Here is a 25,829-nt window from a genome sequence, read left to right on the forward strand (position 1 = left end):
TCAAATCCTGTCGCCCGTCACCCCCGGCAGAAAGCAACGCAAGACCCCGGTCAAATACGACAGACGCCGATACAAGCGTCGCAACCGCATCGAGACCATGTTCGGCAGGCTCAAGGACTGGCGGCGCGTGGCGACACGCTACGATCGCTGTCCCAAGGTGTTCCTCTCAGCGTCGCGAGCGACGCTTGCGATCGCTGTATCCCTGCTCTGGCGGCGTACGTGGTCGCGGCGCTTCCGTGACGAACTTTCCCCACAGGGCATCCCTCCATTCCTTCGAAAGGACCACACCATCAAAACCAGGGATCGAACAGCTAGGGTTAGGATTCATAACCAGTAGATGACGACCGCTGCGAGGGCGATGGCGGAGCCGGGACCTGCGGAGTGGGGCGGATCGGAAAACGATCCGGTGAATCGTTTTCCCGACGACCCCCAAGACGGTTGCGAAGCGGCGCGAACAGCAGACGGTCGATGATCGCAAGACCGGCCCTAAGGAGCCACGTTCGACGGTCCTCACTGAGGCCGAGGAGGCGGCCGTCGTCGCGTTTCGGCGCCGCACGCTGCTGCCGCTGGACGACGGCCTCCATGCCCTGCAGCCGTCCATCCCGCATCTGACACGCTCTGCACCGCAGTGCTGCCTGCAGCGCTGAGCCATTGCGGCGCCATTGGTGCAAGCCCGATGGCGAATGCCTCTCGCGCCTGCCGGACGTCGAGGGCGACAAGCCGAAGCGGTCGGCGTTCAAACGCTGCCCTGTCGGCCCTCGCCAGCGGGTCTCGAACCGATGGCGACCGCGCAGGCTCGATCCCCATCGACATCGCCGAGGCGCAGACAGCTGAAGGAAAGCCCTTGCTGTTCGCAGGCATCGACCGCACGCGCAAGTTTGCCGTGACCCAGCTCGTCGAGAAAGCGGACGGTAAGACGGCCCGGGAGGTCCTGCAACACATGCTCGAAGCCGTGCCCTATCAGGTCCACACCGTCCTCACCGATCGAGCCATTGGAGCGCCATTGGTTTGAGAGACAATGGCGAGGGGCATTCAGTTCGCCGAGCAGCCCCGGAACCGGAATAACCGGAATACCGCGTCTTCGCGGCCGATGCGCTTTGACATGATCTGCGAGGCAAACGGGATCGAGTACCGGCGGACCACCCCCAACCATCCCGGGAGTTCGGAGGATCGGAAAACAGTCCGGGGGGACTGTTTTCCCCGGGCGGCGGACAGGTCGAACGGATGCACCGCGCGATCAGGGAGGGTGAAGCGGATCAGGAGAGGCACCAGTGGCGCGTCTTCCCGCTGAACGTCAAACGTTTCCACTACGACAGCCACGACCAGCTGCGGACGCACCTCGCGGACTTCTTGGCAGCATGGCAGCTTTCAGCTTCGCGCGCCGCCTCAAGGCCATCGACGGGCTCACGCCCTGCGAATACATCTGCAGGCTCCGGACATCAGAGCCGGACAGATTCAGCCTCGACCCGATCCACGAGATGCCGGGACTGAACACCCAGGAAATCGGCCTCGCCGTCGGCCGATGGCGGTTTTGCCGATGACATGAGTCTCTCCGGCCATCCCGGTTCATGGCGCCTGTCTGGAGTCTCCGGCCGCCCGGGTCGTTCCTCGGCGGTCCGAAAAGAGCGTCCGTCGCGGGCGACCGTCGGCCCGGACACCAAAGCGGCGGAAATGATCCCTCCCGAAGCCCGGATCGATCCGAGCAGGAACGCTCGCCGCGGTCGCAGGGAGCTTTCATCCCGCGCCAAACAGGCATGGTCCATAAGGCGATCCCGGGTGCCCGGGCGCGCCGCGTTTCCCCTCCCGGCCGCCCGGGTCCGAACGTCCCGTCGCAGTGCCTTCGGATAACGGCCCGACCGGGGCTCGATGGCGCCCAAGCGGTTTCGCCCGTCCAGAACGCCCGGCCAGTTTCGATCCAGGCGCGATGCGGTCGGAGCGGGCTGGCCCTTCCGTCCGGGCTCGGATAAGCACGGGCCGCAAGACGAAGGAGGCGCGCGATGCCCGACACACTGACGCTTTTGGCCATGCTGGTCCTGTTGCTGGCAATCGGCGCGATCGCGGGCGTACTGGCCGGGCTTCTTGGGGTCGGCGGCGGCATCGTCCTGGTGACCGCCTTCTTCTATGCCTTCCACAGCCTTGGCTATGACAGCGCCTATCTGATGCAGATCTGCCTGGCGACCTCTCTGGCCACGATCATCGTGACCTCGACGCGGTCGGTGCTGTCCCATGCCAAGAAGGATGCGGTCGACTGGCAGGTGCTGAAGGGCTGGGCGCCCGGCATCGCGGCTGGCGCGGTGATCGGGGTGCTCGTCGCGGCTTCGCTGCGGTCGGTGGTGCTGCAAGGGATTTTTGGCGGGCTCGCGATGGCGGTCGGGCTTTACATGGCGCTTGGGCGCAGCGACTGGCGGCTTGGCGACACCATGCCCAAAGGCTTCAAGCGGGCGGTTCTGTCCCCGGTCGTGGGCTTCCTGTCGGTGCTGATGGGAATTGGCGGCGGCAGCTTCGGGGTCCCGCTGATGACGCTTCATGGCGCGCCGATCCATCGCGCGGTGGCGACGGCCTCGGGCTTTGGCGTGCTGATCGCGGTGCCCTCGGTTCTTGGGTTCTTCTTCGTCCAGATCCCCGACGGCGCGCGGCCGCCCTTCACGCTGGGCGCGGTCAACATCCCGGCCTTTCTGGTCGTCATCGCGATGACGCTGATCACGACGCCGCTGGGCGTTAGGATGGCCCATGCGATGGACCCCAAGCCGCTGAAACGGGTCTTCGCGGTCTTCCTGATCCTCGTCGCGGGCAATATGCTGCGCAAGGCCGCCGGGTTCTGAGCCCCGCGCCGCAAGCGTGGCGAACTCTGCCCGCATGCGCTATGCTGCCCGAAAAGACCGGGGCGATCGGGCAGCTATGATGGCAATTTCATTGGTTTTTCGCGCGCTGGCCGCGCTTTGGCTGGGGGTCGCCGGTCCCGCGGCGGCCGAGCCGCTGTCGGCGCTGGTGCGGCCCGATCTTGCGGCCTCTGCACTTGACGATCTGCCGGGCGGGGGCGTTGCGCTTCGGCTCGATCTCAGCCAGCCGGTGCCCTACCGGGTCTTCACGCTCGAGGCGCCGCCGCGGCTTGTCGTCGATTTCCGCGAGGTCGACTGGCGCGGGATCAGCACCGCCGCGCTGACCGGCAGCGACCGGGTCAGGGCGGCGCGGGCGGGCACGATCCGCCCGGGCTGGTCGCGGCTGGTGCTGGACCTCGCGGCGCCGATGGCGCTGAGCTCGGCCGAGATGCCGCGCGATCCGGTCTCGGGCCGGGCCCGCCTGACGGTGCAGCTTGGCCCGGCCGATCGCGCGCGGGCGGCTTTGGCCGGCCCGCCCGCCCAGACCGCGCTTTGGGGCCTGCCCGCGCCCGAGCCGCTGCCGCCGCCGCCCCGCCGCAACGATGGCAGCCGCCCGTTGCGGGTGGTCATCGATCCCGGCCATGGCGGCATCGATCCGGGGGCCGAGCGCGCCGGGATCAGCGAGGCGAGCCTGATGCTGAGCTTCGGCAAGGAACTGGCCGAGGCGCTGGCCCGGGCCGGGTTCGACCCGGTGCTGACCCGCGCCGAGGATGTCTTCGTGCCGCTGGAAACCCGGATCGACATCGCCCGCGCCGCCCGCGCCGATCTGTTCCTGTCGCTGCATGCCGATGCGCTGGCCGATGGCTATGCCTCGGGCGCCACGGTCTACACCCTGTCGGACACCGCGACCGACAGGGCTTCGGCGCAACTGGCCGAACGCCACGACCGCGACGCGCTGCTGGCCGGGGTCGATCTCAGCGACAAGGACGACGTCATCGCGGGCGTTCTGATGGACCTCGCGCGCACCGATACCCAGCCCCGGTCGGAACGGCTGGCCGAGGCCATCGTCGCCGGGCTCGGCGCCCATGTCGGCCAGCTTTACAAGACGCCGCACATGTCGGCGGCGTTTTCGGTGCTGAAGGCGCCCGACATCCCGTCGGTGCTGATCGAGATGGGGTTCCTGTCCTCGCGCGATGACCGCGAGAACCTGACCTCGCCCGACTGGCGCGCGCGGGCGGCGGCCGGGATAGTCGAGGCCCTGCGCGCCTGGGCCGAAACCGATGCCGCCGAGGCCGCGCTGTTGCGCCGCTAGGCCGGGGACAGGAGACCCGATGCCCGCCGTGATCCGAACCGTCCTTCTGGTGCTGATGCTGATGGCCATGCCTTTTGCGGCGGTGGCGCAACCGGTCGACCGGGCGGCGGTCGAGCGGCAGTTCCGCACCTGGCTCGACACCCGGATCTGGCCGCGCGCCCGGGCCGAGGGCGTGTCGCGCACCACCTTCGAGACGGCGTTTTCCGGGGTGCGGCTGGACTGGGATCTGCCCGATCTGGTGCCGCCGGGTCAGGCCGCTGCACCCGGACCGCAGCGCCAGGCCGAATTCGGCGCGCCCGCCGCCTATTTCGACGAGGGCGGGTTGCGGAGCGCGGCGACCACCGGGCGGCAGATGGCGGTGCGCCAGGCCGGGGCGCTGACGGCTGCCGAACGCGTGACCGGTGTGCCCGGCCGGATCGTGCTGGCGATCTGGAGCCGGGAAAGCGCCTATGGACGCGCGCCGATCCGCCATGACCTCTTTCGCGTCCTCGGCACCAAGGGCTTCATGTCGACCCGCGCCGACTATTTCGCGGACGAACTCGTGGCCGCGCTGAAAATTGCCCAGGCCCGGCCGGTGCCGCTTGAACAGATGAAAAGCAGCTGGGCGGGGGCGATGGGTCAGCCGCAATTCATGCCCTCGTCCTATCTGGCCCATGCCACGGATGGCGATGGCGACGGGCGCGCCGATATCTGGCGCTCGGGCCCCGATACGGTCGCCTCGATCGCGACGTATCTGGCCCGGCATGGCTGGCAGGCCGGGCGCGACTGGGGCTTCGAGGTGCGGGTGCCTGCGTCGGTGTCCTGCACGCTGGAAGGGCCCGACCGGGGCCAAAGCATCGCCGACTGGCAGGCTTTGGGCGTGTCCCGCGTGTCGGGCCGCCCCTTCCCCGAGCACGAGCGCCGGGGTGAGGGCTTTCTGATGATGCCCGCCGGGCGGCATGGCCCGGCCTTTCTGGTCACGCCCAATTTCTACGTGCTCAAGGCCTATAACATGAGCGACCTTTACGCGCTTTACGTGGGCCATCTGGGCGACCGGATCGGCTTTGGCTCGGGCGGTTTTTCCGCGCGCTGGGCGGCCCTGGGCCGGCTGGACCGGGCCGAGATCGCCACGATCCAGCGCGCGCTTGAGGCGCGCGGGCGCGATGTCGGCGGGGTCGACGGGCTGCCGGGGTTCAAGACCCGGCGCGAGATCGGCCGCTGGCAGGAAAGCGCGGGCCGCCCCGCGACCTGCTTTCCCGAGCCGGGGATGGGGGCTGCGCTGGGGCGTTGACGCCTTGGCTGGCGCTTGACAGCGGCGGCCTCGCGCGCTGATCCTTGCATCCGATTTTAGACGGTTTCGAATAGTACGAGGGTTTGGCCATGAGGCATTTTCTGCCTGCGTTTGCCGTGTGTCTGGCCGGGTCGGCCGCGGCGCAGGGCGACGATCCGGGGCGGCTCGATCCCGCCGTGCTCATCGAGAAGTTCAGCATCGCCCGTCCTGAACCCGACGACCGGACGCGGCCCGTCCCGCGGCCCGCGCTTCGCGTGGAACCGGCGCTTGAACGGCGGGCCGAGGACCTGCGGCCGGGGCCGCTGCGCGCGGCCGGGGTGGTCCGCAGCGGCACGGCCGAGGCGGGCTTCGTGACGGGCGAGCTGATCCTCGTGGCGGATAGCCCGACCGAGGCCAAGGCGGTGGCGGCGCGGATCGGGACCCCGATCGGCGCGCCCTTGCGGCTGACCGCGGGCACGCCCGAGGGCCGCACGCTCAGCGTCCTGCGGGTGCGGCACGACCCCCGGCGGCCGCCCGATGATGCGGTCTTCGACCGGGTCGAGGCGGCGTCCCCCCACCGGTTCACCCGGGTCTACGAGGTGTCCTCCGAGGCTGCGCGGGACACGCTGACCGCCGCGCTCGCGCTGCAGCTGGCGGGCGAGGTCTCGGTCGGGCTGAACTGGATCTTCGAGCCGGTGGCGCTTGACAACGAGATCCTGCTGGAGGGCGTCACCCCCGCCGGGGCGGGCTTCGTCAACCCGTTCGATCTGCCCTATCTCAACGGCGAGGGCGCGGCGCGGATCGGGGTGACCGGCGCCTGGCATCTGCTGAAGGCGGCGGGTCTTCCGGACGATACCGGCCGTGCGACGGCCGCCAGCCGGATTCCGCTCGCGGTGATCGATCAGGGGTTTCACGACGCGCTCGATCTTTCGATGCCCGATCCGCGGGGCGCCGCGGCGGGCAGGCCCGGCGGCCGGGCCTGCGCGGGGGGCGCGGCCTGTCCCTGGCATGGCTCGCATGTGGCCGAGATCATGGCGGCGCCGATCGGCAACATGCGCGCCGTGGCCGGTCCGGCAGGGCCGGTGGCGGGCCCGGTCGAACTGCAGACCCTCGACGGGTTCGAAAGCTGGTCCCTTCTGGCCTGGATCGCGGACAGGACCGCGCCCGGTGCAGCGGCCGTGCCCCGCGTGGTGAACATGAGCTTTGCCGCCACCGTGCCCGATCTCTGGGCCTGGTCGACGGTGGCGCTCGATCTGGGGATCGCGGCGCTCGACCGGGCCGGAACGCTGGCGGTCGCGGCGGCGGGCAATGACCGGGCCGATATCGACGCGGTGCGCTGTGTCGAGGGCGGGGCGGGCGCGTGCCATGAAACCGCCCGGCGCGTTCCTTGCGAACTGACGGGTGTGGTCTGCGTCGGCGCGCTGGGCTAGGACGATGTGCGGATCGCCGGGTTCTCGGCTGCGGGCGCTTTGCCCGGCACGCCGGGGCAGGACGGCGACAGCATCGACATCTACGCGCCCGGGGTGGCGATCCTGGCCGGGGCCGATCCGGGCGCGGGCACGTCGCCGCCCGCGCAGGGCTGGACGCAGGCGGTTTCGGGCAGTTCCGTCGCGGCGCCGCTGGTGGCGGGGGTGGCCGCGCTGATCGCTGCGGCCGATCCGGGGCTGGGCGCGGATGCGCTGCGCGGCCTTCTGCTGAAGGGCGCCTGGTCCGGGGCCACCGACCTGCCGCCCGGGCAGGCGCCCGATCCGCGGCTCGGCCGGTTCCTGAACGCCGAGCGTCCGGTCCGGCAGGCGCTGGCCGCGCGCTTTTCGGGAACCGATTTCCCGCCGCTGGTCGAGATCGTGCGCCCGCGCCCGGGTCTTGGCATGCCCGCGGTGCAGATGGGCAGCAGGCTGGACGTCGAGGCCCGCGCCGTCGATGTCGAGGAGGGCATCGGCTGCTGTGCGCCGCGCTGGACGGTCGACGGGCTGGCGCGGTCCGACCTGAGCGGCCCCCGGGTCGGGATCGTGCTGGAGCAAAACCGCACCTACGAAATCGGCGTTACCGTCACCGATGGCGCGGGCCAGACCGCCAGCGACACGATGGCCGTGCGCGCCCGTCCCTGAGCGGCGGGGCGGGGGCCCGACCTCCCGCCGATGTGACCTCGGGGACCGGCCGCGCGGCGCCGATCCGGGGCTCTTGCTTTTGACCCGCCCGGTCCGAAGCCCTATAGAGAGCGGATAACGGCACAGAGGCACGCGCGGGTGATCCGGTTCTTCCTGTCCCTTATCGGGGCGCTCTTTTCTTTCGCGACGCTGGGCGTCGCGGCCGCCGTCCTGATGATCGGCGCCGTCTTCTGGATGTATGCGCGCGATCTGCCCGATCACGAGGATCTGGCCAGCTACCAGCCCAAGACCATCAGCCGGATCTATTCGGGCGAGGGGCGGCTGATCGACGAATTCGCGGAAGAGCGCCGGCTGTTCGTGCCCGCCGAGGAAATTCCCGATCTGGTCAAGGCGGCCTTCATCTCGGCCGAGGACAAGAACTTCTATACCCATCACGGCTATGACGCGCGCGGCATGGCGGCGGCGTTGTTCGATGCCGTGAAAAGCCGGGGCCGGAACGTGCGGGGCGCCTCGACCATCACCCAGCAGGTGATGAAGAACTTCCTTCTGGGCGGCGAACGGACCGGGGAACGCAAGATCAAGGAGCTGATCCTTGCCACCCGCATCGAAGAGACGCTGTCGAAGGACAAGATCCTCGAGCTGTATCTCAACGAGATTTTCCTCGGACAGAACTCCTATGGCGTGGCGGCCGCGGCGCAGACCTATTTCGACAAGACGCTGAGAGAGATGAAACCCGAAGAAGCCGCCTATCTGGCGGCGCTGCCCAAGGCGCCCTCGAACTATCATCCGGTGCGCAACCATGACGCCGCGGTGGCCCGGCGCGACTACGTGCTGCACGAGATGCACGATAACGGCTATCTCGACGACGCCACCTATGAGGCGGCTCGGGCCGCGCCGCTTATGACGGTGCAGAACGGTGACTATCCGCCCTTCAGTTCCAGCCTGCCGCCGCGCGACTATTTCACCGACGAGATCCGGCGCCAGCTGAGCCAGGATTTCGGTCAGGAGGAATTCTTTGGCGGCGGCCTGACGATCCGCGCGACGCTCGACCCCGAATTGCAGGACGAGGCGGCGCAGGCGCTGCGCCGGGGGCTTGAGAAATACGACCGCGATCGTGGCGTCTGGCGCGGCACAGGCAAGGCCATCGACCCGGCCGAGCTCGATACCGAAGAGCACTGGCGCGCCGCGCTGGCGGCGACCGTTGTGCCGCGCGACATCCGGCTTGACGGGCCGTGGCATCCGGCGGTGGTGCTGAAGATCGAGGACCAGCAGATGCGGCTGGGGATCGAGGGCGTCGAGGCGACCGAGGCCGAGCCCCAGGTGGTGCCGCGCAAGGATATCGGCTGGCTGCGCGGCGATTTCCGCGCCAATTTCAAGGTCGGCGATGTGGTGCTGGTGCGGCGCATGACCGGCGACAATGGCGGCTTTATCCGCTGGACGCTGCGCCAGGTGCCCGAGATCCAGGGCGGCTTCGTCGCGATGGACGTCAATACCGGCCGGGTGCTGGCGATGCAGGGCGGGTTCTCGTACCAGGCCTCGGTGTTCAACCGCGCGACCCAGGCGACGCGCCAGCCTGGTTCCTCCTTCAAGCCCTTCGTCTATGCCGCCGCGCTCGACAGCGGGTTCACGCCCGCGACGATCATCATCGACGCGCCGATCGAGGTCGATACCGGCGGTGGCACGATCTGGCGGCCCAAGAACTCTTCGAACAAGTTCTACGGTCCGACGCCGCTGCGCACCGGGATCGAGCAGTCGCGAAACCTGATGACGGTGCGGCTGGCGCGCGAGGTCGGGATGGACACCGTCGCCCGCTATGCCGAGAAATTCGGGGTCTATGACCGGCTCGAACCCTATCTGGCCAATGCGCTGGGCAGCCAGGAGACCACGCTGTACCGGATGGTGGCGGCCTATGCGATGTTCGCCAATGGCGGCGAACGGGTCGAGCCCACGCTGGTCGACCGGGTGCAGGACCGTCAGGGCCGCACCATCTACCGCCATGACGACCGGGTCTGCACCGATTGCGGCACCCTGTCGATCCCCGAGGGGCAGGGGCCGACCGTGGTCTCGGACCGCGAGCGGGTGATGAACGCGATCACCGCCTATCAGCTGACCTCGATGATGCGGGGCGTGGTCGAGAGGGGCACGGCGGCGGGGCGCGTCAATCTGGGCGTGCCGACCGCCGGCAAGACCGGCACCACCAATGACGCGCGCGATGTGTGGTTCCTGGGCTTCACCTCGAACATCGTGGCGGGCTGTTACATGGGCTTTGACCGGCCGCGCAGTCTGGGGGGCGGCGCCTTTGGCGGATCCATGTGCGCGCCGGTCTTCAACGAGTTCATGAAGGTCGCCACCGCCAAATATGGCGGCGGGCCGTTCAAGGTGCCGCCGGGCGGGCAGTTCATCAAGATCGACCGCTATTCCGGCGAGCGCCTGGCAGATGACGCGTCGGGCGAGAATGTGGTGGCCGAGTACTTCCGTGCGGGCGAAGAGCCGATCTTCGGCATCGGGGCCATGATCGACGGGGGCTTCGCCATGGGCTCGAACCTGCCGCTTTTCGGCCGGGGCGAGCAGGACACCGGCGAAGACGTCCCCTCGGAAGAGGTCACCACCTCGACCGGGCGCAAGGCGGTGGTGGGGCCGAAGGCCAGTTTCGGAACGCTGTCCTCGGGCGGGCTTTACTGACGAAACGGCGGGCGGTCGGGGGCCGCTTTCCGGTCTCGCCCGCTTGCCCGTCCCGGCCCCTCGGGATATGACCCCCACCTGACACATTATCAGCGAGGCTTCGCCCGATGCGTGCAGAGGCGCAGAATACCGTCGAGGACATCCGCAGGTCGCTGGGGCTTCTGGCCCAGCGTCTGGACTGGGAGACCGCCCAGCACCGGCTGGAAGAATTCAATGCCATGGCCGAGGACCCCGAGCTGTGGAACGACCCCGACCGGGCGCAGAAGCTGATGCGCGAGCGGCAGGCGCTGGTCGATGCCATCGACACCTACAAGGGCATCCGCCAGGAGCTTGAGGACAATGTCGAGCTGATCGAGCTGGGCGAGGCCGAGGGCGACCAGGAGGTCGTCAAGGAGGCCGAGGCGGCGCTGAAGGCGCTGCGCGAGAAGGCCGAGGCGAAAGAGCTTGAGGCGCTGCTGGACGGCGAGGCCGATGCCAACGACACCTTCCTCGAGATCAACTCGGGCGCGGGCGGGACCGAAAGCTGCGACTGGGCCTCGATGCTGGCGCGGATGTATGTCCGCTGGGCCGAGAAGCATGGCTATGACGTCGAACTGCAGTCGGAAAGCGCGGGCGAGGAGGCGGGCATCAAGTCCGCCACCTACAAGATCACCGGCCGCAATGCCTATGGCTGGCTGAAATCGGAATCGGGCGTGCACCGCCTGGTGCGGATTTCGCCCTACGATTCGGCGGCGCGGCGGCATACCTCGTTCTCGTCGGTCTGGGTCTATCCGGTGGTCGATGACAATATCGAGATCGAGGTCAGCCCGAACGACATCCGCATCGACACCTACCGGTCCTCGGGCGCCGGCGGACAGCACGTGAACACGACCGACTCGGCGGTGCGGATCACCCACATGCCGACCGGCATCGTCGTGACCAGTTCGGAAAAATCCCAGCACCAGAACCGCGACATTGCCATGAAGGCCCTGAAATCGCGCCTGTACCAGCTTGAACTCGACAAGCGCAACGCCGAGATCAACGCCCAGCACGAGGCCAAGGGCGATGCGGGCTGGGGCAACCAGATCCGGTCCTACGTGCTGCAGCCCTATCAGATGGTGAAGGACCTGCGCACCGGGGTCGAGACCTCGGACACGCAAGGGGTGCTGGACGGCGATCTGGACCAGTTCATGGCCGCCACGCTGGCGTTGAAAGTGTCGGGCAAGACCCGGGCCGAGGCCCAGGCCGAGGACTGACCGAAGACTGACTGTCGAATGCCGCGCATTTCCGACACCGCCCCGCGAATTTTCTGAATCCTGCCGCTGGGCCGTGCCTGGCAACTGCGACCCAGACCAGACCGTCGCGGCGATCACCGTGGCGGTCAGCATTGCGGGACAAAGCGGACGTGCCGGGAGATTGGCAGGTTAAGCGGGAAACTCGTCGAACCGACTAAGGGACGCCAAGTCGTCGTCCCAATCCGCGCGAACGGAGAAGCAGATATGCGCGTCGGGCCGCCTGCCGAGCGCGCCATCAAGCGACCCTGCTGGCACGACCAGCACACCGTCGTCCGGTTGAGAAAACGGCAGCGCGGAGCCACAGATCGTGCAAAAGCACTTTACGTGTCTCGACCCGGAAAGCCGGAAGGTCCTGATATTTGCCTCTCCCGACAACCAGGTGATCTTCGCCGTCGACGAAAACAGGTTTGCCGAATGGGCCGAGCCGCTATCCCTGCGACAGCGCGTGCAGTGGCAGAGGAAGAAGCTCTCGAACTCTCCCGATATGCGAAATGTCACAGCGCCGCACAGACACTGTCCAGTCGCCAGACTGTCCACTCGAAATCCCTTCGACACGCAACCGCGACGCCGCCTTCGGATGTGAAGTTTGCGGCCCTCCCAATCAGTATCCACGCCTGGAACCAGGGTCAACGTGGGGCTCGTTCCTGGCGTTCGCTGCATTTTTCACGAATGACAGCTTGTCCCCTGTCTGTCCTTCATGCGGAGCGCCGTGAACCGGGGCGGAGAAGCGACGCAAAAGTCGGTTTTGCTTTGCTGCTTACACTGACCGGAGACTGACAGAGGGCGGGGCGCCCGCTGCGTTCAGCCGCGTTTCCGGCGCGGAAGACCTGCTTCGGCGTCGGGGCTGATCCGGCCGCGGCGCGCGGGCAGGTCAGCCATGATCCGGCGGCGCTCGGCGGGGCTCATGCTGCCCCACCTGCCGATTTCGTCCATGCTGCGCAGGCAGCCGATGCAAAGACGGCTGTCCGGGTCGACGCGGCAGGTGCGGATGCAGGGCGTCTCGATCGGGGCGTCGGCGTCGGTCATGGCGCGGCAGTCAGGTTCCGTAATCTGTCCAGCAGTCCCTGAAGGATATATCCCGCGGCCACATGGTCAATGACCTCGGCCCGGCGCCGGCGCGAGGTGTCGGCCTCAAGCAGCGCGCGTTCGGCCGCGACGGTCGACAACCGTTCGTCCCAGAAGCCGATGGGCAGGTCCGTGATCCGCGACAGGTTGCGCGCGAAGGCGCGGGTCGACTGGCAGCGCGCGCCCTCGGTCCCGTCCATGTTGCGCGGCAGGCCCAGCACGATCCCGCCCACGGCGCGCCCCTGCGCGATGTCCAGCACCCGCCCGGCATCGAGGGTGAACTTCTTGCGCCGGATCGTCTCGAGCGGGCTCGCCACGGTCCAGAACGGGTCCGATACCGCGACGCCGATGGTCTTTTCGCCGAAATCGAGCCCGATCAGCGCGGCGGGCCGGGGCAGCGCCGCCGCGAACTCCTCGGGGGAGTCATGCACGCTCACTCGGCCACCCCCGCCGATTGCGCGGCTTGCCGGATGGTGGCCAGCGCGTCGGGCTGGGCGGCGAAGGTCTGCTGTGCCTCGGCCCAGATCGCGCCCGCCTGCTCGCGGTCGCCAAGCACGCCGAGCGCGCCGATCAGACGCGCCCATTCCTCGGGGCTGCCGCCCTGATCCGCGAGCCGCGCCGACAGTCGGGCGACCATGCCGCGGATCATCTCCTGCCGGGCCTCGGGGGTCATGTCTTCGGCCGCGGCCATGTCCTCGGCGCTGGGGCCGGGCGCGCCTCCGGCGGCGGGCATGGGCGGCAACTGATAGCGTTCGTCGCCCGCATACCAGGCGAGGTTCGGCATCTGCTCGCGCACGATGGGCAGCCAGGGGTCGTCCGCCTTGGACACGTTCAGTAGCTCGCGCCAGACCCGGAAGGCGATGTCGGGCCGCCCGGTCTGGATGTGCATGAGGCCCCAGTAGTACAGCGCCGTGCCGTTCTGCGGATTGCGGTTCAGCGCCTGTTCCAGCGCGGCCTCGGCCTCGGGCGAGACATAGCCCGAACTGGCCAGCACCATCATGTCGGCCTGGGTCGCATAGTCGTTGGCGGTGGCTTGGGCGCCTTTCAGGGCGATCACCTTCGCCTGGGCCTCGTAGGCCGCCTTGAAGTTGCCCAGCGCCGCCTCGTTATGGGCCAGCAGGTCCAGCCCCTGCAGATCGTCGCCGCGCTCGGCCACCACCTGGCGCAGCTTTTCGACCAGTTTCAGATGTTCGGCATCGGGGGTGGGCAGGCCGGGCATCGGCGGGGCCTTGGCCTCGGCCTCGGCCTGACGCATCCGGGTTTCGCGGTAGTCGGCGGCCTCGGCCTTGCGCAGATCGAGCGGCTGGTCGGCATAGCCCGGCATGCCATTATAGCTGTAGGTGATCCAGGCGCCGCCCAGCAGAAAGGCCAGCACCGCGATGCCTGCCACGAGGCTCAGCGCCTTCGGGGCCTGGCCGGTCGCGGCCTGACGCGCGAGCTTGCGGTCGGCCTCCAGCACCCGGCGCGACACCTCGGTGCGGATGCGCGCGGCCTCGTCCTCGGCGATCACGCCGCGCGCGAGGTCGCGCTCGACCTCGTCGAGCTGTTCGCGATAGACGCGCAGGTCGTAGGCGGCGGCCGGTTCGTCGCCGCGGCGGCCCCGGATCAGCGTCAGCGTCAGAACCGCGGCGATCACGGCGGCCATGCCGATGGCGACGACGATAAAGGTCATGGGATAGGGGCCCCCTCTCTGCCTGCCCCAGCCGATCTAGTATGCTTGGCCCGGTTTCGAAAGACCAAAGCGGCCCGACCCCTTGCCGTCGGCGCCAGTGTCGCGTTCTTTTGATGGCATGCCGCTGGCGGGCAGGGGGGCGCCGGAGCAGGGTGCTTAAACGGAGCCAAAGAGCCCGCAAACCCAAGGGGATTCGCCCGTGGCCATGAAACGCTATTCCGCATTCGCCATTGCCCGTGAGGCCGCCAGCTACCACGAGGGCTGGGAAAAGGCCTGGGCCTCGCCCGAACCCAAGGCCCGCTACGACGTGATCGTGGTGGGCGCGGGCGGGCACGGCCTCGCCACCGCCTATTATCTGGGCAAGAACCATGGCGTGCGAAATGTCGCAGTGATCGAGAAGGGCTGGCTGGGCGGTGGCAATACCGGCCGGAACACCACCATCATCCGCTCGAACTACCTGCAGGACCCCTCGGCCGCGATCTTCGAGAAGGCGCGGTCGCTGTATGACGGGCTCAGCCAGGACCTGAACTACAATGTGATGTTCAGCCCGCGCGGCTGCCTGATGCTGGCCCAGTCCGAACACGAGGCGCGCGGCTGGAAACGGACGGCGGCGGCCAACGTGCTGCAGGGGATCGACACCGAATATGTCGATGCGAAGCGCGTGAAGGAGATCGTGCCGATCATCAATATCGACGGGCCGCGCTATCCGGTTCTGGGCGCGCTCTGGCAAAAGCGCGGCGGGACCGCGCGTCACGATGCGGTCGCCTGGGGCTATGCCCGCGCCTGTTCGGCGATGGGGATCGACATCATCCAGCAATGCGAGGTCACGGCGGTCCGGCAGAAGGCGGGCAAGGTCACCGGGATCGAGACCACGAAGGGTGCGATCGGCTGCGGCAAGCTGGCCATCGTGGTGGCGGGGCATTCGGGCGTTCTGGCCGAGATGGCCGGGTTCCGCCTGCCGATCGAGTCGGTGGCGCTGCAGGCGCTGGTGTCGGAGCCCATCAAGCCGGTGATCGACACCGTCGTCATGGCCAACACCGTGCATGGCTACATGAGCCAGTCCGACAAGGGCGAACTGGTGATCGGGGGCGGCGCCGACGGGTTCAACAACTACACCCAGCGCGGCAGTTTCCAGCATGTCGAGGACACCATCCGCGCCCTGATCGAGACCTTTCCGATCATCTCGCGGCTGAAGATGCTGCGCCAGTGGGGCGGCATCGTCGACATGACCGGCGACCGCTCGCCGATCCTGTCGAAAACCCCGCTTGGCAACTGCTTCATCAATTGCGGCTGGGGCACTGGCGGGTTCAAGGCGATCCCCGGCTCGGGCTGGGCGATGGCCGAGCTCGTGGCCAAGGGCGAACCGGGGCCGCTGGCGGCGGAATTCGGGCTCGACCGCTTCGGCGCGGGCCGGTTCGTCGATGAAAGCGTTGCCGCCGGGGTGGCCCACTGATGCCTGCCGCAGATCCCGCCGCGTGCCAGCCGGACGCCCCGTCGGCCGCGACAGGCCGAGGTGCGCCGGTCTCCCGGCCCGGTCAGCCTTTACAGGCCGGTAACGGTCGCGCACTAGGCTCTGCGCAGCTGAGCCGCGGTGTCGCAGACGGGCGTTCTGGTCCTTTGGTCGTCTTGACCCATCCCGCGGTTTGCATAAGTTGCGCCAAAAGCAATTCGGAGAGCCGCGCATGTCTGAGAATAACTCGAGCTACGACGAACTGGTGCCCGCATCCGCTGCCAAGTGGATCGGTCTGGTGGGAGGGGTGCTTTTCCCGCTCTTCCTCGGCGTCGTCGGTGCCCATGTCTACTATGCCGGAACCGGCCCGCAACAGGCCCAGGTCTTCCCGCTTCCCGACGAATAATCCGGGGGCCCGTCACCGCGCCCCTGTCCGCCAGTCACTGAACCGGACCGAGGGGGCGCGATGCTTGTCCTGACTTGTCCCTGCTGCGGCGCCGCCGCAGAGGAAACCGAACTTGCACCGGGCGGCGAGGCGCATATCGCGCGCGTCGGCCCGGGCGCGGACGCCGAGGCGTTCGAAGCCTATCTCTTCCATCGCAAGAACCCCAAGGGCGTGCATTTCGAACGCTGGCGCCATGCCCATGGCTGCGGCAAGTGGTTTCATGCCGCGCGCAACACGGTGACGCTGGAAGTCTACGGCACCTATCCCGCCCAGACCTCCGAGCCGCCGCGCCAGCTTCTCGACAAGATTGCCGCCCGGGTGCCGGGCTTTGCCTGGGAGGGCCGGGCATGAGCTTTCGTCTGTCTTCGGGCGGCCGCCTGATCGATCGCGGCGCGCGTCTGGGCTTTACCTTCGACGGGGCCGACTGCGACGGGTTCGCGGGCGATACGCTGGCCTCGGCGCTGCTGGCCAACGACCGGATGCTGGTCGGCCGGTCCTTCAAGTATCACCGCCCGCGCGGCATCGTCGCCTCGGGCGCAGAAGAGCCGAATGCCCTTGTGGGGCTTGGCACCCGGGGCCGGTTCGAGCCAAACCAGCGCACCACCACGACCGAGCTGTTCGACGGGCTGGTGGCGGAAAGCCAGAACCGCTTTCCCTCGCTTGCCTTCGATATCGGCGCGATCAACAGCAAGCTGGCGCGCTTTCTGCCCGCGGGGTTCTACTACAAGACCTTCCTCAAGCCCGCGGCGTTCTGGGAACACATCTACGAACCGCTGATCCGGCAATCGGCCGGTCTTGGCCGGGCGCCGTCCGAGCAAGATCCCGACAGCTATGAACATTTCCATGTCCATATCGATGTGCTGATCGTCGGCGGCGGGGTCGCGGGTCTGCAGGCGGCGCTGGTCGCGGGCCGGGCGGGCGCGCGGGTTCTGGTCGTCGAGCAGACCGCCCATTGGGGCGGTCGCGCGCCCGTCGACGGGGTCGAGATCGAGGGGCACCCGGCCGAGGCCTGGGTCGCGCGGACGGTCGAGACGCTGTCGGGCATGGAGAACGTGACGCTCCGGCTGCGCTGTCAGGGCGTCGGTGTCTACGATCACGGCTTTGCGCTGGCCCATGAGCGGCTGACCGACCACGCGCCGGACGCGGGCGGCCCGCGTCACCGGCTGTGGAAGATCCGCACCCGGCAGGTGATCGTCGCGGCGGGGGCGCTGGAACGGCCGCTGGCCTTCCCGGGCAATGACGTGCCGGGCGTGATGCTGGCCTCGGCGGTGCGCGACTACGTCGAGAACTGGGCGGTCGCGCCCGGCCGCCGCACGGTCGTGCTGACCAACAATGACGACGCCTATCGTACCGCGCTGTGCCTGCTGGAGGTGGGGCTTCGGGTGCCTGCGATCCTCGACACCCGCGCCAGCGCCGAGGGGCCGCTGCCCAAGATCGCGCGCAAGGCCGGGATCGAGGTCCGGACCGGCATGACCGTGGTCGATGTCGCGGGCGGCAAGCGCGTCCGCTCGGTCGGGATCGGCCCGGTCGATGGCAAGGGCTATCCGACCGACCGCATCGCCTGCGACGCGGTGGCGATGTCGGGCGGCTGGTCGCCCGCCGTCCATCTGTGGTCCCATGCGGGGGGCAAGCTTTTCTGGGACGCCAAGCAGTCCAGCTTCCGCCCCGATGCCGACCGCGCGCCGAAATCCCATGACGGGAAAACCTTCGTCCATGCCGCGGGTGCCGCCAACGGCGCGCTGCTGGCCAAGCGCTGTCAGCTCGATGCGGGCCGCGCCGGGGCGGCCGCCGCGCTGGCCGCGGGGTTTGACGCCGAACCAGTCGACGCGGTGGCCTCGGCGCCCGAGCAGAAACCGGTCGAGCCCGCCTGGATCCTGCCGCGTCGGGCGGGGCCCGAACTGCGGATGAAGATGTTCCTCGACTACCAGAACGACGTGAAGGTCTCGGACGTCCAGCTGGCCGCCCGCGAGGGCTATGAAAGCGTCGAACATACCAAGCGCTACACCACGCTGGGGATGGCGACGGATCAGGGCAAGCTGTCCAACGTCAACGGTCTGGCGATCCTGGCCGACGCCCTGGGCACCGAGATCCCGGCGGTCGGCACCACGACCTTCCGGCCGCCCTACACGCCGCTCACTTTCGGCGCCATCGCGGGCCCGGGCATCGGCGAGACGTTCCAGCCGTTGCGGCGCACGCCGATGCAGGACTGGCATGAGGAGAAAGGCGCCCATTTCGAACCTGTCGGCCACTGGCGCCGCCCCTATTGCTACCCCCGCAAGGGCGAAAGCCACGGCGCCGCGATCCGGCGCGAGGTTCTGGCGGTGCGCGAGGCGGTGGGGCTGCTGGATGCCTCGACGCTGGGCAAGATCCTCGTCAAGGGGCCCGATGCGGGCGTCTTCCTCGACAGGGTTTACACGAACATGATGTCGACCCTGAAGGTCGGGCGCTGCCGCTATGGGCTGATGTGTTCGGAAAACGGCTTCCTGATGGATGACGGCGTGGTGGCGCGGCTGTCCGAGGACAGCTTCCTGTGCCACACCACCTCGGGCGGGGCCGAGCATGTGCACCAGCACATGGAGGAATGGCTGCAGACCGAATGGTGGGATCTGAAGGTCCATGTGGTGAACCAGACCGAACAATTCGCCCAGATTGCCGTCGCGGGTCCGAAGGCGCGCGAGGTGCTGGATCGTCTCGGCGGGATGGATCTGGCGAAGGAGGCGCTGCCCTTCATGGCCTGGACCGAGGGCGAGCTTGGCGGTTTCCCGGTGCGGGTCTACCGGATTTCCTTCTCGGGCGAGCTGAGCTTCGAGATCGCGGTGCGGGCCGGGCAGGGGCGGGCCCTCTGGGATGCCTGCCTTGCCGCCGGGGCCGATCTGGGCATCGCGCCCTATGGCACCGAGGCGCTACATGTGCTGCGGGCCGAGAAGGGCTTCATCATGATCGGCGACGAAAGCGACGGCACGGTGATCCCGCAGGATCTGGGGCTCGACTGGGCGGTGTCGAAGAAGAAGGACGACTTCATCGGCAAGCGCGCGCAGGCGCGCAGCCACATGACCGACCCGACCCGCTGGAAGCTTGTCGGGCTGGAAACGCTCGACGGGTCGGTCCTGCCCGACGGGGTCTATGCCGCGGCGCCGGGGCGCAATGCCAATGGCCAGCGCAACACGCAGGGCCGCGTGACCTCGACCTACCACTCGCCGACGCTGAAGCGGGGCATCGCCATGGGGCTGGTCCTGCACGGACCCGACCGGATGGGCGAGGTGATCGCCTTCACCTGCGCCGATGGCAGCACGCGCGACGCCCGGATCGTCAGCCCGGTCTTCTACGACCCGGAAGGGGAGAAACAGAATGTCTGAACCAGTGACCGCATCGGTTTCGGCTTTGGGTGGCTTCCGCGGCGACGGGCTGGCCCGGATCGAGGAGGGGCCGCTGCAGGGCATGATCGCGCTCAAGGGCGATCTTGCGGACGCGAAGATCCGCAATGCCGCGACCGGGGTGACCGGCATCGACCTGCCGGGGCCGCTTGAGGGCACCATCGAGGGCGACCGGGGGCTGGCCTGGATGGCGCCGGACGAATTGCTGCTGTTCGTGCCCTATGCCGAGGTGTCGCGCACGATGGGAACCCTTGGCCGCGCGCTGAAGGCCCGGCATGCCACGGTTGCCGACTTGTCGGACGCGCGCGCGGTCTTCCGGCTTTACGGCACGGGCGGGCGCGAGGTTATGGCCCGGCTGACGCCCGCTGACATGGCGCCAGCGGCGTTCCGGCCCGGCGGTTTCCGGCGGACCCGCCTGGCGCAGGTGCCCGCCGCCATCTGGTGCGAAAGCAACGACCGTTTCGGGGTGATCTGTTTCCGCTCGGTGGCCGTATATGTCCGGGACCTGCTTGCCGCCGCGACGGCGGCGCCCTCTGCGGACTATTTCGGCAGAGGGGGTTGACGATCTGGCTTTGCGCTCTCCATCTAGGCCAAAGTGACGCAGTTCGTTAACGAAAAAGGAGGTCTTTTGATGGCTTTCGAACTTCCCGCTCTTCCCTATGCCCATGATGCTCTGGCCGATAGCGGCATGTCCAAGGAGACGCTGGAATATCACCACGACATTCACCACAAGGCCTATGTCGACAACGGCAACAAGCTGATCGAGGGCACCGAATGGGCCTCGAAATCGGTCGAAGAGATCGTCAAGGGCACCTATCAAAACGGTGCGGTGGCCCAGTCGGGCATCTTCAACAACGCCTCGCAGCACTGGAACCACACCCAGTTCTGGGAAATGATGTCGCCGAAGCCGGTGGCCATGCCCTCCGAGCTTGAATCGCGCGTCAAGGACGCCTTCGGCTCGGTCGAGAAATTCAAGGAAGACTTCGCCGCCGCCGGGGCCGGTCAGTTCGGGTCCGGCTGGGCCTGGCTGGTGGTCGATACCGACGGCACACTGAAGGTCACCAAGACCGAAAACGGCGTGAACCCGCTGTGCTTCGGGCAGACCGCGCTTCTGGGCTGCGACGTGTGGGAACATTCCTACTACATCGACTTCCGCAACAAGCGCCCGGCCTATCTGACCAACTTCCTCGACAAGCTGGTCAACTGGGAAAACGTGGCCCAGCGCCTGTCGCAGGCCTGACGCCGCCTGGATCCGGCACCCCGGATCGCCTGACTTCATCGGACCCCGCCCGGCCCCCGTGCCGTGGCGGGGTTTCTCTTTCCGCGCGGCCGCGGCTCCGGCTTTCCTTCGTGCGGGTGTTGCGCTAAAGCGCAGCCAACCAGACGGGAGAGCCCCATGAGCGAGCGGAAAAACGGCCTGACCTATGCCGAGGCGGGCGTGGATATCGACGCAGGCAATGCGCTCGTCGAGCGGATCAAGCCGGCCGCCAAGCGGACCGGGCGGGCCGGGACCGTCGCCGGGCTGGGCGGGTTCGGCGCGCTGTTCGATCTGAAGGCCGCGGGCTATCTCGACCCGGTGCTGGTCGCCGCGACCGACGGGGTGGGCACCAAGCTTCGGATCGCCATCGACACCGGCCACCTTGACGGCGTGGGGATCGACCTTGTCGCCATGTGCGTCAACGATCTGGTCTGCCAGGGCGCCGAGCCGCTGTTCTTCCTGGACTATTTTGCGACCGGCAAGCTTGAGATCGACGAGGCCGCGCGGGTGATCGAGGGCATCGCCGAGGGCTGTCTGCGGTCTGGCTGTGCGCTGATCGGGGGCGAGACCGCCGAGATGCCGGGCATGTATCATGGCGGCGATTTCGATCTGGCGGGCTTTGCCGTCGGCGCGATGGAACGCGGCCACGATTTGCCCGCCAATGTGGCCGAGGGCGACGTGCTTCTGGGGCTGGCCTCGGACGGGGTGCATTCGAACGGCTATTCGCTGGTCCGCAAGGTGGTCGAGGTCGCGGGGCTGGGCTGGGACGCGCCCGCGCCCTTCGCCGACGGTCCGCTGGGGGCGGCGCTGCTGGCGCCGACCCGGCTGTACGTCAAACCGGCGCTGGCCGCGATCCGGGCGGGCGGCGTGCACGGGCTTGCCCATATCACCGGCGGCGGGCTGACCGAGAACCTGCCGCGCGTGCTGCCCGAGGGCCTGGGCGCGACGGTCGATCTGGGGGCCTGGGATCTGCCGCCCGTGTTCCGCTGGCTGGCCGAGACCGCCGGGCTGGCCGAGGCCGAACTGCTGAAGACCTTCAATGCCGGGATCGGCATGGTGCTGGTCGTGGCCGAGGACCGGGCCGAGGCGCTGACGGCGCTTCTGGCCGAGGCGGGCGAGACCGTGGCCCGGATCGGCCGGGTCGGGCCGGGGCAGGGGGTCGCCTACGAGGGACGCCTGCTGTGACCGACCCCAAGCGCGTCGCGATCCTGATCTCGGGGTCGGGGTCGAACATGGTGGCGCTTGCCGAAAGCATGACCGGCGATCATCCGGCGCGCCCCGTTCTGGTGCTGTCGAACGATCCGGCGGCCAAGGGGCTCGACCGGGCGCGGGCGCTGGGCATTCCGGTCGCGGCGGTCGATCATCGCCCCTTCGGCAAGGACCGCGCGGCCTTCGAGGCGGCCTTGATGGACCGGCTGGCCGAGGCGCGTCCCGACATCCTGTGCCTTGCCGGGTTCATGCGGGTGCTGACGCCGGGGTTCACCGAGGCCTGGGCCGGAAGGATGCTGAACATCCACCCCTCGCTGCTGCCCAACTATCGCGGGCTTCACACCCATGCGCGCGCGCTCGAGGCGGGCGATGCCGAGGCGGGCTGTACCGTCCACGAGGTGACGGCCGAGCTCGATGGCGGGCCGATCCTCGGCCAGGCGCGGGTGCCGGTGCTGGCGAACGACACCGCCGACACGCTGGCCGCGCGGGTGCTGGTGCAGGAACACGCGCTGTATCCGGCGGTCCTGCGCCGCTTTGCGGCGGGCGACCGGACGCCGGTTCTGCTGTCCTGACCCCGACCGGGACACGCGGGCAATGCTGCGGAGGCGGACAGTCAAGGCGATGCGGCCTTTCCATTCTCTGGCGGTTTCACTATCACGAACGGGTCGGGGTTCTTGCGAGGTGCTATCGGTTTAATGCGGGCTGAGATGAAGACACTGACCACGACCGAGGCGCTGGCCGCCTTCTGCGAGGAGGCCGCGAGCGCCCCCTATATCACCATCGACACCGAATTCCTGCGCGAGCGCACCTATTACGCCAAGCTCTGCCTGGTGCAGCTGGCGCTGCCCGCGCGCGACGGCACCGAGGGCGCGGCCGTGCTGGTTGACCCGCTGGCGGGCGATCTCTCGCTCGAGCCGCTTTACGGGCTTTTCCGCAATCCCTCCGTGGTCAAGGTGTTCCACGCCGCCCGGCAGGATCTGGAGATCTTCTTCACCGAAGGCAAGGTCTTCCCCGAACCCCTTTTCGACACCCAGGTCGCGGCCATGGTCTGCGGCTTCGGCGAACAGGTGGGCTACGAGACCCTGGTCCGCAAGATCGCCCGGGCGAATCTCGACAAGACCTCGCGCTTTACCGACTGGTCGCGCCGGCCGCTGTCGGACGCGCAGAAATCCTATGCGCTGGCCGATGTCACCCATCTGCGGGTGATCTACGAATATCTCGCGGCCGAGCTGGAAAAGACCGGCCGGGCCAAGTGGCTGCAGGAAGAGCTGAGCGTCCTGACCGACCCCGCGACCTATATCGTCCACCCCGAGGAGGCCTGGCGCCGGGTCAAGACCCGCACCCATTCGGGCAAGTTCCTCGTGGCGGTCAAGGAACTGGCGCGGTTCCGCGAAACCTATGCCCAGGCCCGCAACATCCCGCGCAACCGGGTCTACAAGGACGACGCGCTGCTGGAGCTGGCCTCGACCAAGCCGCAAAGCTTCGAGGATCTGTCGCGCTCGCGGCTGTTGCTGCGCGAGGCGCGGCGGGGCGAGATTGCCGAAGGCATCATCGCGGCCATCGCCGCGGCCGCCGAGACGCCCCAGGCCGACTATCCGACAATGCCCGACGCCGACGACAAGCTGCAGGTGAACCCGGCGCTGGCCGATCTTCTGCGGGTGCTGCTGAAGGCCAAGTCGGAAGAGGCCGGGGTGGCGCAGAAGCTGATCGCGACCGCCTCCGAGCTTGACGCCATCGCCGCCGGGCGGCGCGACGGCCCGGCGCTGCGCGGCTGGCGGGCCGAGGTCTTCGGCGATGACGCGCTGCAACTTTGCGCGGGCAAGATCGCTCTGGCCGCCAAGGGCAGCAACGTGGTGGTGGTCCCGCTCTAGCCCAAGAGCGGGACGGCCCCGTCCGCGGGGCTCACCTGGGCCGCTGGCATTCGTAGGCGCGGGCGATGAGGCGCTTGTTCCGGTCGCGCCAATAGATCGCCTCGCTCGACGTGTTGCGGGAGCTGAACGCCCTCACCTTCGCATCGCTGACGGCGAGCTTCCGTTCCAGCTCGCTGCAAGGGATGTATTCGGGGGGCGTTTCGGTTTCGATGAGCCGCGCCTGCGACCCGGCCGACATGCCGGCTGCGGTCGTCAGGGTCGTGTCGTTGGGCTGGCAGGCCGCAAGAACGGTCGTGCCGCAGAGGACGAGTGAAACGAGCCCGATCTTCATGGTTTTCTCCGTCACCGTGACTGTCTGGTCGGTTTCTTTGCGGAGCCCCGCGTCACCGCGCGGGACCGCGTTGCAATCATGCCTGAGGCCCCGGTGTCGCGGTCTGTCGCCTTAGCGGCGGGCCTGGCGCTGGTTCTGGGCGCCGCGCACCATAATGGTGCGGATGCCTTCGAGATCCTGATCCGACAGGAACAGCGCGGCGGTAACCAGTCGCGACGGTTCGGTGCCGACCGGAGTCGCGGTGCCGGGGCTTGCGATGCGGAAGTCGTAGACCAGCGTGTCGGTCGGGGCGTCGGCATCGGTTTCGGCCCGCACCAGTTCGGCATTCCAGAACCCCTGACGGACCGGCAGACCGGTCGCGGTCACGATGGCGCCGCCCGGCGCGCGGTCGACGCTCATCTCGACCACCTGATCGACCAGCGCGCGCGGGTCCTCGTCCTTGGCCGTCCGGACCTGCGTTTCGGTGGTCTCGGCCTCGGTCGAGCTGCGGAACCAGTTGAACGGGTTGATCCGCGACTCGCGCACGGTCCCGCAGGCGGAGAGGGCGAGCGCCGCGCAGAGCACGGCCGAAAGCGATGATTTCATGGGCAGGCCCCCGGTTGCTTCGTCCAATCGGTTAGCCGAAACCGGCGCCGTTGAAAAGCCGGTCCGGCCCCGAAGCTGGACCTTTGGCCGGGCCGGGGCTAGTCAGGACCGGTCAGGCAAGGAGAAACGACGTGGCAAGTGAGGCCTTCGAGGAGATCGTGGACACTTTCGAGTTCCTGGAGGACTGGGAGGACCGCTATCGCCATGTGATCGAGATGGGCAAGGCGATGGAGCCGCTGTCCGAGGCGTTCAAGGTCCCGGCGACCAAGGTCGACGGCTGCGCCAGCCAGGTCTGGCTGATGGCCGATGTCGAGGGCGCCGGGCCCGAGGCGATCTATCACTTCAAGGGCGACAGCGACGCGATGATCGTCAAGGGGCTGATCGCGGTGCTGCGGGCGCTTTACGACGGGCTGACCGTGGTTCAGGTGCTTGAGACCGACGCAGGCGCCCAGCTGGCGCGGCTGGGCCTCGACGAGCACCTGTCCTCGCAACGCTCGAACGGGCTGCGGGCCATGGTCGAGCGTATCCGCACCCAGGCCGCGGGCGTCGCCGAAGGGGTCTGACGGGGCTCAGCCGGTGAACCGCACCGCGCCGATATAGGGCAGGTTGCGGTTGCGCTGGGCATAGTCGATGCCGAAGCCCACCACGAAGCGGTCGGGGATCTCGAAGCCGACCCAGCGCGCGCGCACGTCGACCTCGCGCCGCGACGGCTTGTCGAGCAGCGCGCAGCATTCCAGCCGCGCGGGCTTGCGTCCGCCCAGAAGGTGCAGCACGTGTTTCAGCGTGTGGCCGGTATCGACGATATCCTCGACCACCAGCACGTCGCGGCCCTCGATCTGGCCGCGCAGGTCCTTCAGGATCCGCACCTCGCGCGACGAGGTCGTGGAATTGCCATAGGACGAGGTTTCGATGAAATCGACCTCGACCGGCAGGTTCAGCTCGCGCACCAGATCGGCGATGAAGATGAACGAGCCCCGCAACAGGCCGACGACGACCAGCTTTTCGGTATCGGCGAAATGCGCGGTGATCTCTCCGGCCAGCGATTCGACGCGGGCCGCGATGGTCTTGGCCGACAGCAACTCGTCTATGACATATGGTCTCTCGACCATGGGTCCCCCTTGATTT

At 68.3% G+C, this 25,829-nt stretch carries 23 protein-coding genes and 3 pseudogenes; 19 read left to right on the top strand and 7 right to left on the bottom strand.

The annotated features are described in order from the left end of the window. The 9 genes and pseudogenes from EV657_RS17580 to prfB all read left to right on the top strand — a co-directional run. Positions 1 to 199: pseudogene (locus EV657_RS17580) on the top strand (transposase); the annotation flags it as partial. Between the two features lie 229 nt (positions 200 to 428). Beyond that, positions 429 to 892, top strand: a pseudogene (locus EV657_RS22765) (hypothetical protein); the annotation flags it as partial. 466 nt (positions 893 to 1,358) lie between these two features. Further along, positions 1,359 to 1,541 carry a hypothetical protein gene (locus tag EV657_RS22330; protein ID WP_243837710.1) on the top strand — a complete coding sequence of 61 codons (183 nt, stop codon included), beginning with the start codon at positions 1,359 to 1,361 and terminating at the stop codon, positions 1,539 to 1,541. Positions 1,542 to 1,997: 456 nt separating this feature from the next. Beyond that, the gene (locus tag EV657_RS17595) at positions 1,998 to 2,822 is read left to right on the top strand and encodes a sulfite exporter TauE/SafE family protein (RefSeq protein WP_134079127.1); all 825 of its coding nucleotides are present in this window, start codon (positions 1,998 to 2,000) and stop codon (positions 2,820 to 2,822) included. Between the two features lie 79 nt (positions 2,823 to 2,901). Beyond that, positions 2,902 to 4,131 carry an N-acetylmuramoyl-L-alanine amidase gene (locus EV657_RS17600; protein WP_134079129.1) on the top strand — a complete coding sequence of 410 codons (1,230 nt, stop codon included), beginning with the start codon at positions 2,902 to 2,904 and terminating at the stop codon, positions 4,129 to 4,131. Between the two features lie 19 nt (positions 4,132 to 4,150). Further along, positions 4,151 to 5,401: a lytic murein transglycosylase gene (locus EV657_RS17605; protein ID WP_134079130.1), complete on the top strand. Its 1,251-nt coding sequence runs from the start codon at positions 4,151 to 4,153 to the stop codon at positions 5,399 to 5,401. Positions 5,402 to 5,490: 89 nt separating this feature from the next. After that, positions 5,491 to 7,488: pseudogene (locus EV657_RS22625) on the top strand (S8 family serine peptidase). Positions 7,489 to 7,626: 138 nt separating this feature from the next. After that, complete coding sequence (locus tag EV657_RS17620) at positions 7,627 to 10,170, top strand: penicillin-binding protein 1A (protein ID WP_134079135.1); 2,544 nt, start codon at positions 7,627 to 7,629, stop codon at positions 10,168 to 10,170. A gap of 107 nt (positions 10,171 to 10,277) precedes the next feature. Continuing rightward, positions 10,278 to 11,405, top strand: coding sequence for a peptide chain release factor 2 (prfB, locus tag EV657_RS17625; RefSeq protein WP_075785786.1), 1,128 nt, complete (start codon positions 10,278 to 10,280; stop codon positions 11,403 to 11,405). 168 nt (positions 11,406 to 11,573) lie between these two features. Here prfB and EV657_RS22770 read toward each other — a convergent pair whose 3' ends face one another. The 4 genes from EV657_RS22770 to ccmI form a co-directional block, all read right to left on the bottom strand. Then, entirely contained in the window at positions 11,574 to 12,104 is a 531-nt protein-coding gene (locus EV657_RS22770) for a GFA family protein (RefSeq protein ID WP_081382111.1), read from the bottom strand. 141 nt (positions 12,105 to 12,245) lie between these two features. Then, positions 12,246 to 12,470, bottom strand: coding sequence for a DUF1289 domain-containing protein (locus EV657_RS17635; protein ID WP_134079137.1), 225 nt, complete (start codon positions 12,468 to 12,470; stop codon positions 12,246 to 12,248). Next, positions 12,467 to 12,940, bottom strand: a complete 474-nt coding sequence (gene ruvX / locus EV657_RS17640; protein WP_075785789.1) for a Holliday junction resolvase RuvX — start codon at positions 12,938 to 12,940, stop codon at positions 12,467 to 12,469. Before ruvX ends, EV657_RS17635 begins: the two co-directional genes overlap by 4 nt. Before the next feature lie 2 nt (positions 12,941 to 12,942). After that, on the bottom strand, positions 12,943 to 14,181 hold the full coding sequence (gene ccmI / locus EV657_RS17645) for a c-type cytochrome biogenesis protein CcmI (RefSeq protein WP_134079139.1): 1,239 nt from the start codon (positions 14,179 to 14,181) through the stop codon (positions 12,943 to 12,945). 205 nt (positions 14,182 to 14,386) lie between these two features. On the opposite strand from ccmI, the gene EV657_RS17650 reads away from it, so the two are divergent. The 9 genes from EV657_RS17650 to rnd all read left to right on the top strand — a co-directional run bounded on the left by EV657_RS17650 (position 14,387) and on the right by rnd (position 23,788). After that, positions 14,387 to 15,634 carry a sarcosine oxidase subunit beta family protein gene (locus EV657_RS17650; protein ID WP_113668601.1) on the top strand — a complete coding sequence of 416 codons (1,248 nt, stop codon included), beginning with the start codon at positions 14,387 to 14,389 and terminating at the stop codon, positions 15,632 to 15,634. A gap of 229 nt (positions 15,635 to 15,863) precedes the next feature. Next, entirely contained in the window at positions 15,864 to 16,037 is a 174-nt protein-coding gene (locus tag EV657_RS21670; protein WP_165828033.1) for a hypothetical protein, read from the top strand. 60 nt (positions 16,038 to 16,097) lie between these two features. Beyond that, positions 16,098 to 16,427, top strand: a complete 330-nt coding sequence (locus tag EV657_RS17655) for a sarcosine oxidase subunit delta (protein WP_134079140.1) — start codon at positions 16,098 to 16,100, stop codon at positions 16,425 to 16,427. Further along, complete coding sequence (locus tag EV657_RS17660) at positions 16,424 to 19,432, top strand: sarcosine oxidase subunit alpha family protein (protein WP_134079142.1); 3,009 nt, start codon at positions 16,424 to 16,426, stop codon at positions 19,430 to 19,432. Before EV657_RS17655 ends, EV657_RS17660 begins: the two co-directional genes overlap by 4 nt. Then, positions 19,425 to 20,012, top strand: a complete 588-nt coding sequence (locus tag EV657_RS17665; protein ID WP_134079143.1) for a sarcosine oxidase subunit gamma — start codon at positions 19,425 to 19,427, stop codon at positions 20,010 to 20,012. The genes EV657_RS17660 and EV657_RS17665 overlap by 8 nt, the downstream gene beginning before the upstream one ends. A gap of 69 nt (positions 20,013 to 20,081) precedes the next feature. Further along, entirely contained in the window at positions 20,082 to 20,690 is a 609-nt protein-coding gene (locus EV657_RS17670) for a superoxide dismutase (protein WP_113668604.1), read from the top strand. A gap of 156 nt (positions 20,691 to 20,846) precedes the next feature. Then, positions 20,847 to 21,893, top strand: a complete 1,047-nt coding sequence (purM, locus tag EV657_RS17675; RefSeq protein ID WP_113668605.1) for a phosphoribosylformylglycinamidine cyclo-ligase — start codon at positions 20,847 to 20,849, stop codon at positions 21,891 to 21,893. Next, the gene (purN, locus tag EV657_RS17680; protein WP_134079145.1) at positions 21,890 to 22,489 is read left to right on the top strand and encodes a phosphoribosylglycinamide formyltransferase; all 600 of its coding nucleotides are present in this window, start codon (positions 21,890 to 21,892) and stop codon (positions 22,487 to 22,489) included. The genes purM and purN overlap by 4 nt, the downstream gene beginning before the upstream one ends. A gap of 135 nt (positions 22,490 to 22,624) precedes the next feature. After that, positions 22,625 to 23,788 (top strand): ribonuclease D, encoded by a 1,164-nt coding sequence (gene rnd, locus EV657_RS17685; protein WP_075785798.1) that lies wholly within the window; start codon positions 22,625 to 22,627, stop codon positions 23,786 to 23,788. A 31-nt stretch (positions 23,789 to 23,819) separates the two neighbouring features. Here rnd and EV657_RS17690 read toward each other — a convergent pair whose 3' ends face one another. Both EV657_RS17690 and EV657_RS17695 read right to left on the bottom strand, forming a co-directional pair. After that, positions 23,820 to 24,119, bottom strand: coding sequence for a hypothetical protein (locus EV657_RS17690; RefSeq protein WP_113668607.1), 300 nt, complete (start codon positions 24,117 to 24,119; stop codon positions 23,820 to 23,822). A 111-nt stretch (positions 24,120 to 24,230) separates the two neighbouring features. Beyond that, positions 24,231 to 24,704, bottom strand: a complete 474-nt coding sequence (locus EV657_RS17695) for a hypothetical protein (RefSeq protein WP_075785800.1) — start codon at positions 24,702 to 24,704, stop codon at positions 24,231 to 24,233. A 131-nt stretch (positions 24,705 to 24,835) separates the two neighbouring features. Here EV657_RS17695 and EV657_RS17700 point away from each other — a divergent pair, with 131 nt between their 5' ends. Further along, complete coding sequence (locus tag EV657_RS17700; RefSeq protein ID WP_075785801.1) at positions 24,836 to 25,267, top strand: SufE family protein; 432 nt, start codon at positions 24,836 to 24,838, stop codon at positions 25,265 to 25,267. Between the two features lie 6 nt (positions 25,268 to 25,273). On the opposite strand, the gene hpt is transcribed toward EV657_RS17700, so the two are convergent. After that, positions 25,274 to 25,813, bottom strand: a complete 540-nt coding sequence (gene hpt / locus EV657_RS17705) for a hypoxanthine phosphoribosyltransferase (RefSeq protein WP_134079147.1) — start codon at positions 25,811 to 25,813, stop codon at positions 25,274 to 25,276. Positions 25,814 to 25,829 lie beyond the last annotated feature (16 nt).

Source organism: Rhodovulum visakhapatnamense (assembly GCF_004365965.1).
Taxonomy (GTDB): Bacteria; Pseudomonadota; Alphaproteobacteria; order Rhodobacterales; family Rhodobacteraceae; genus Rhodovulum; species Rhodovulum visakhapatnamense.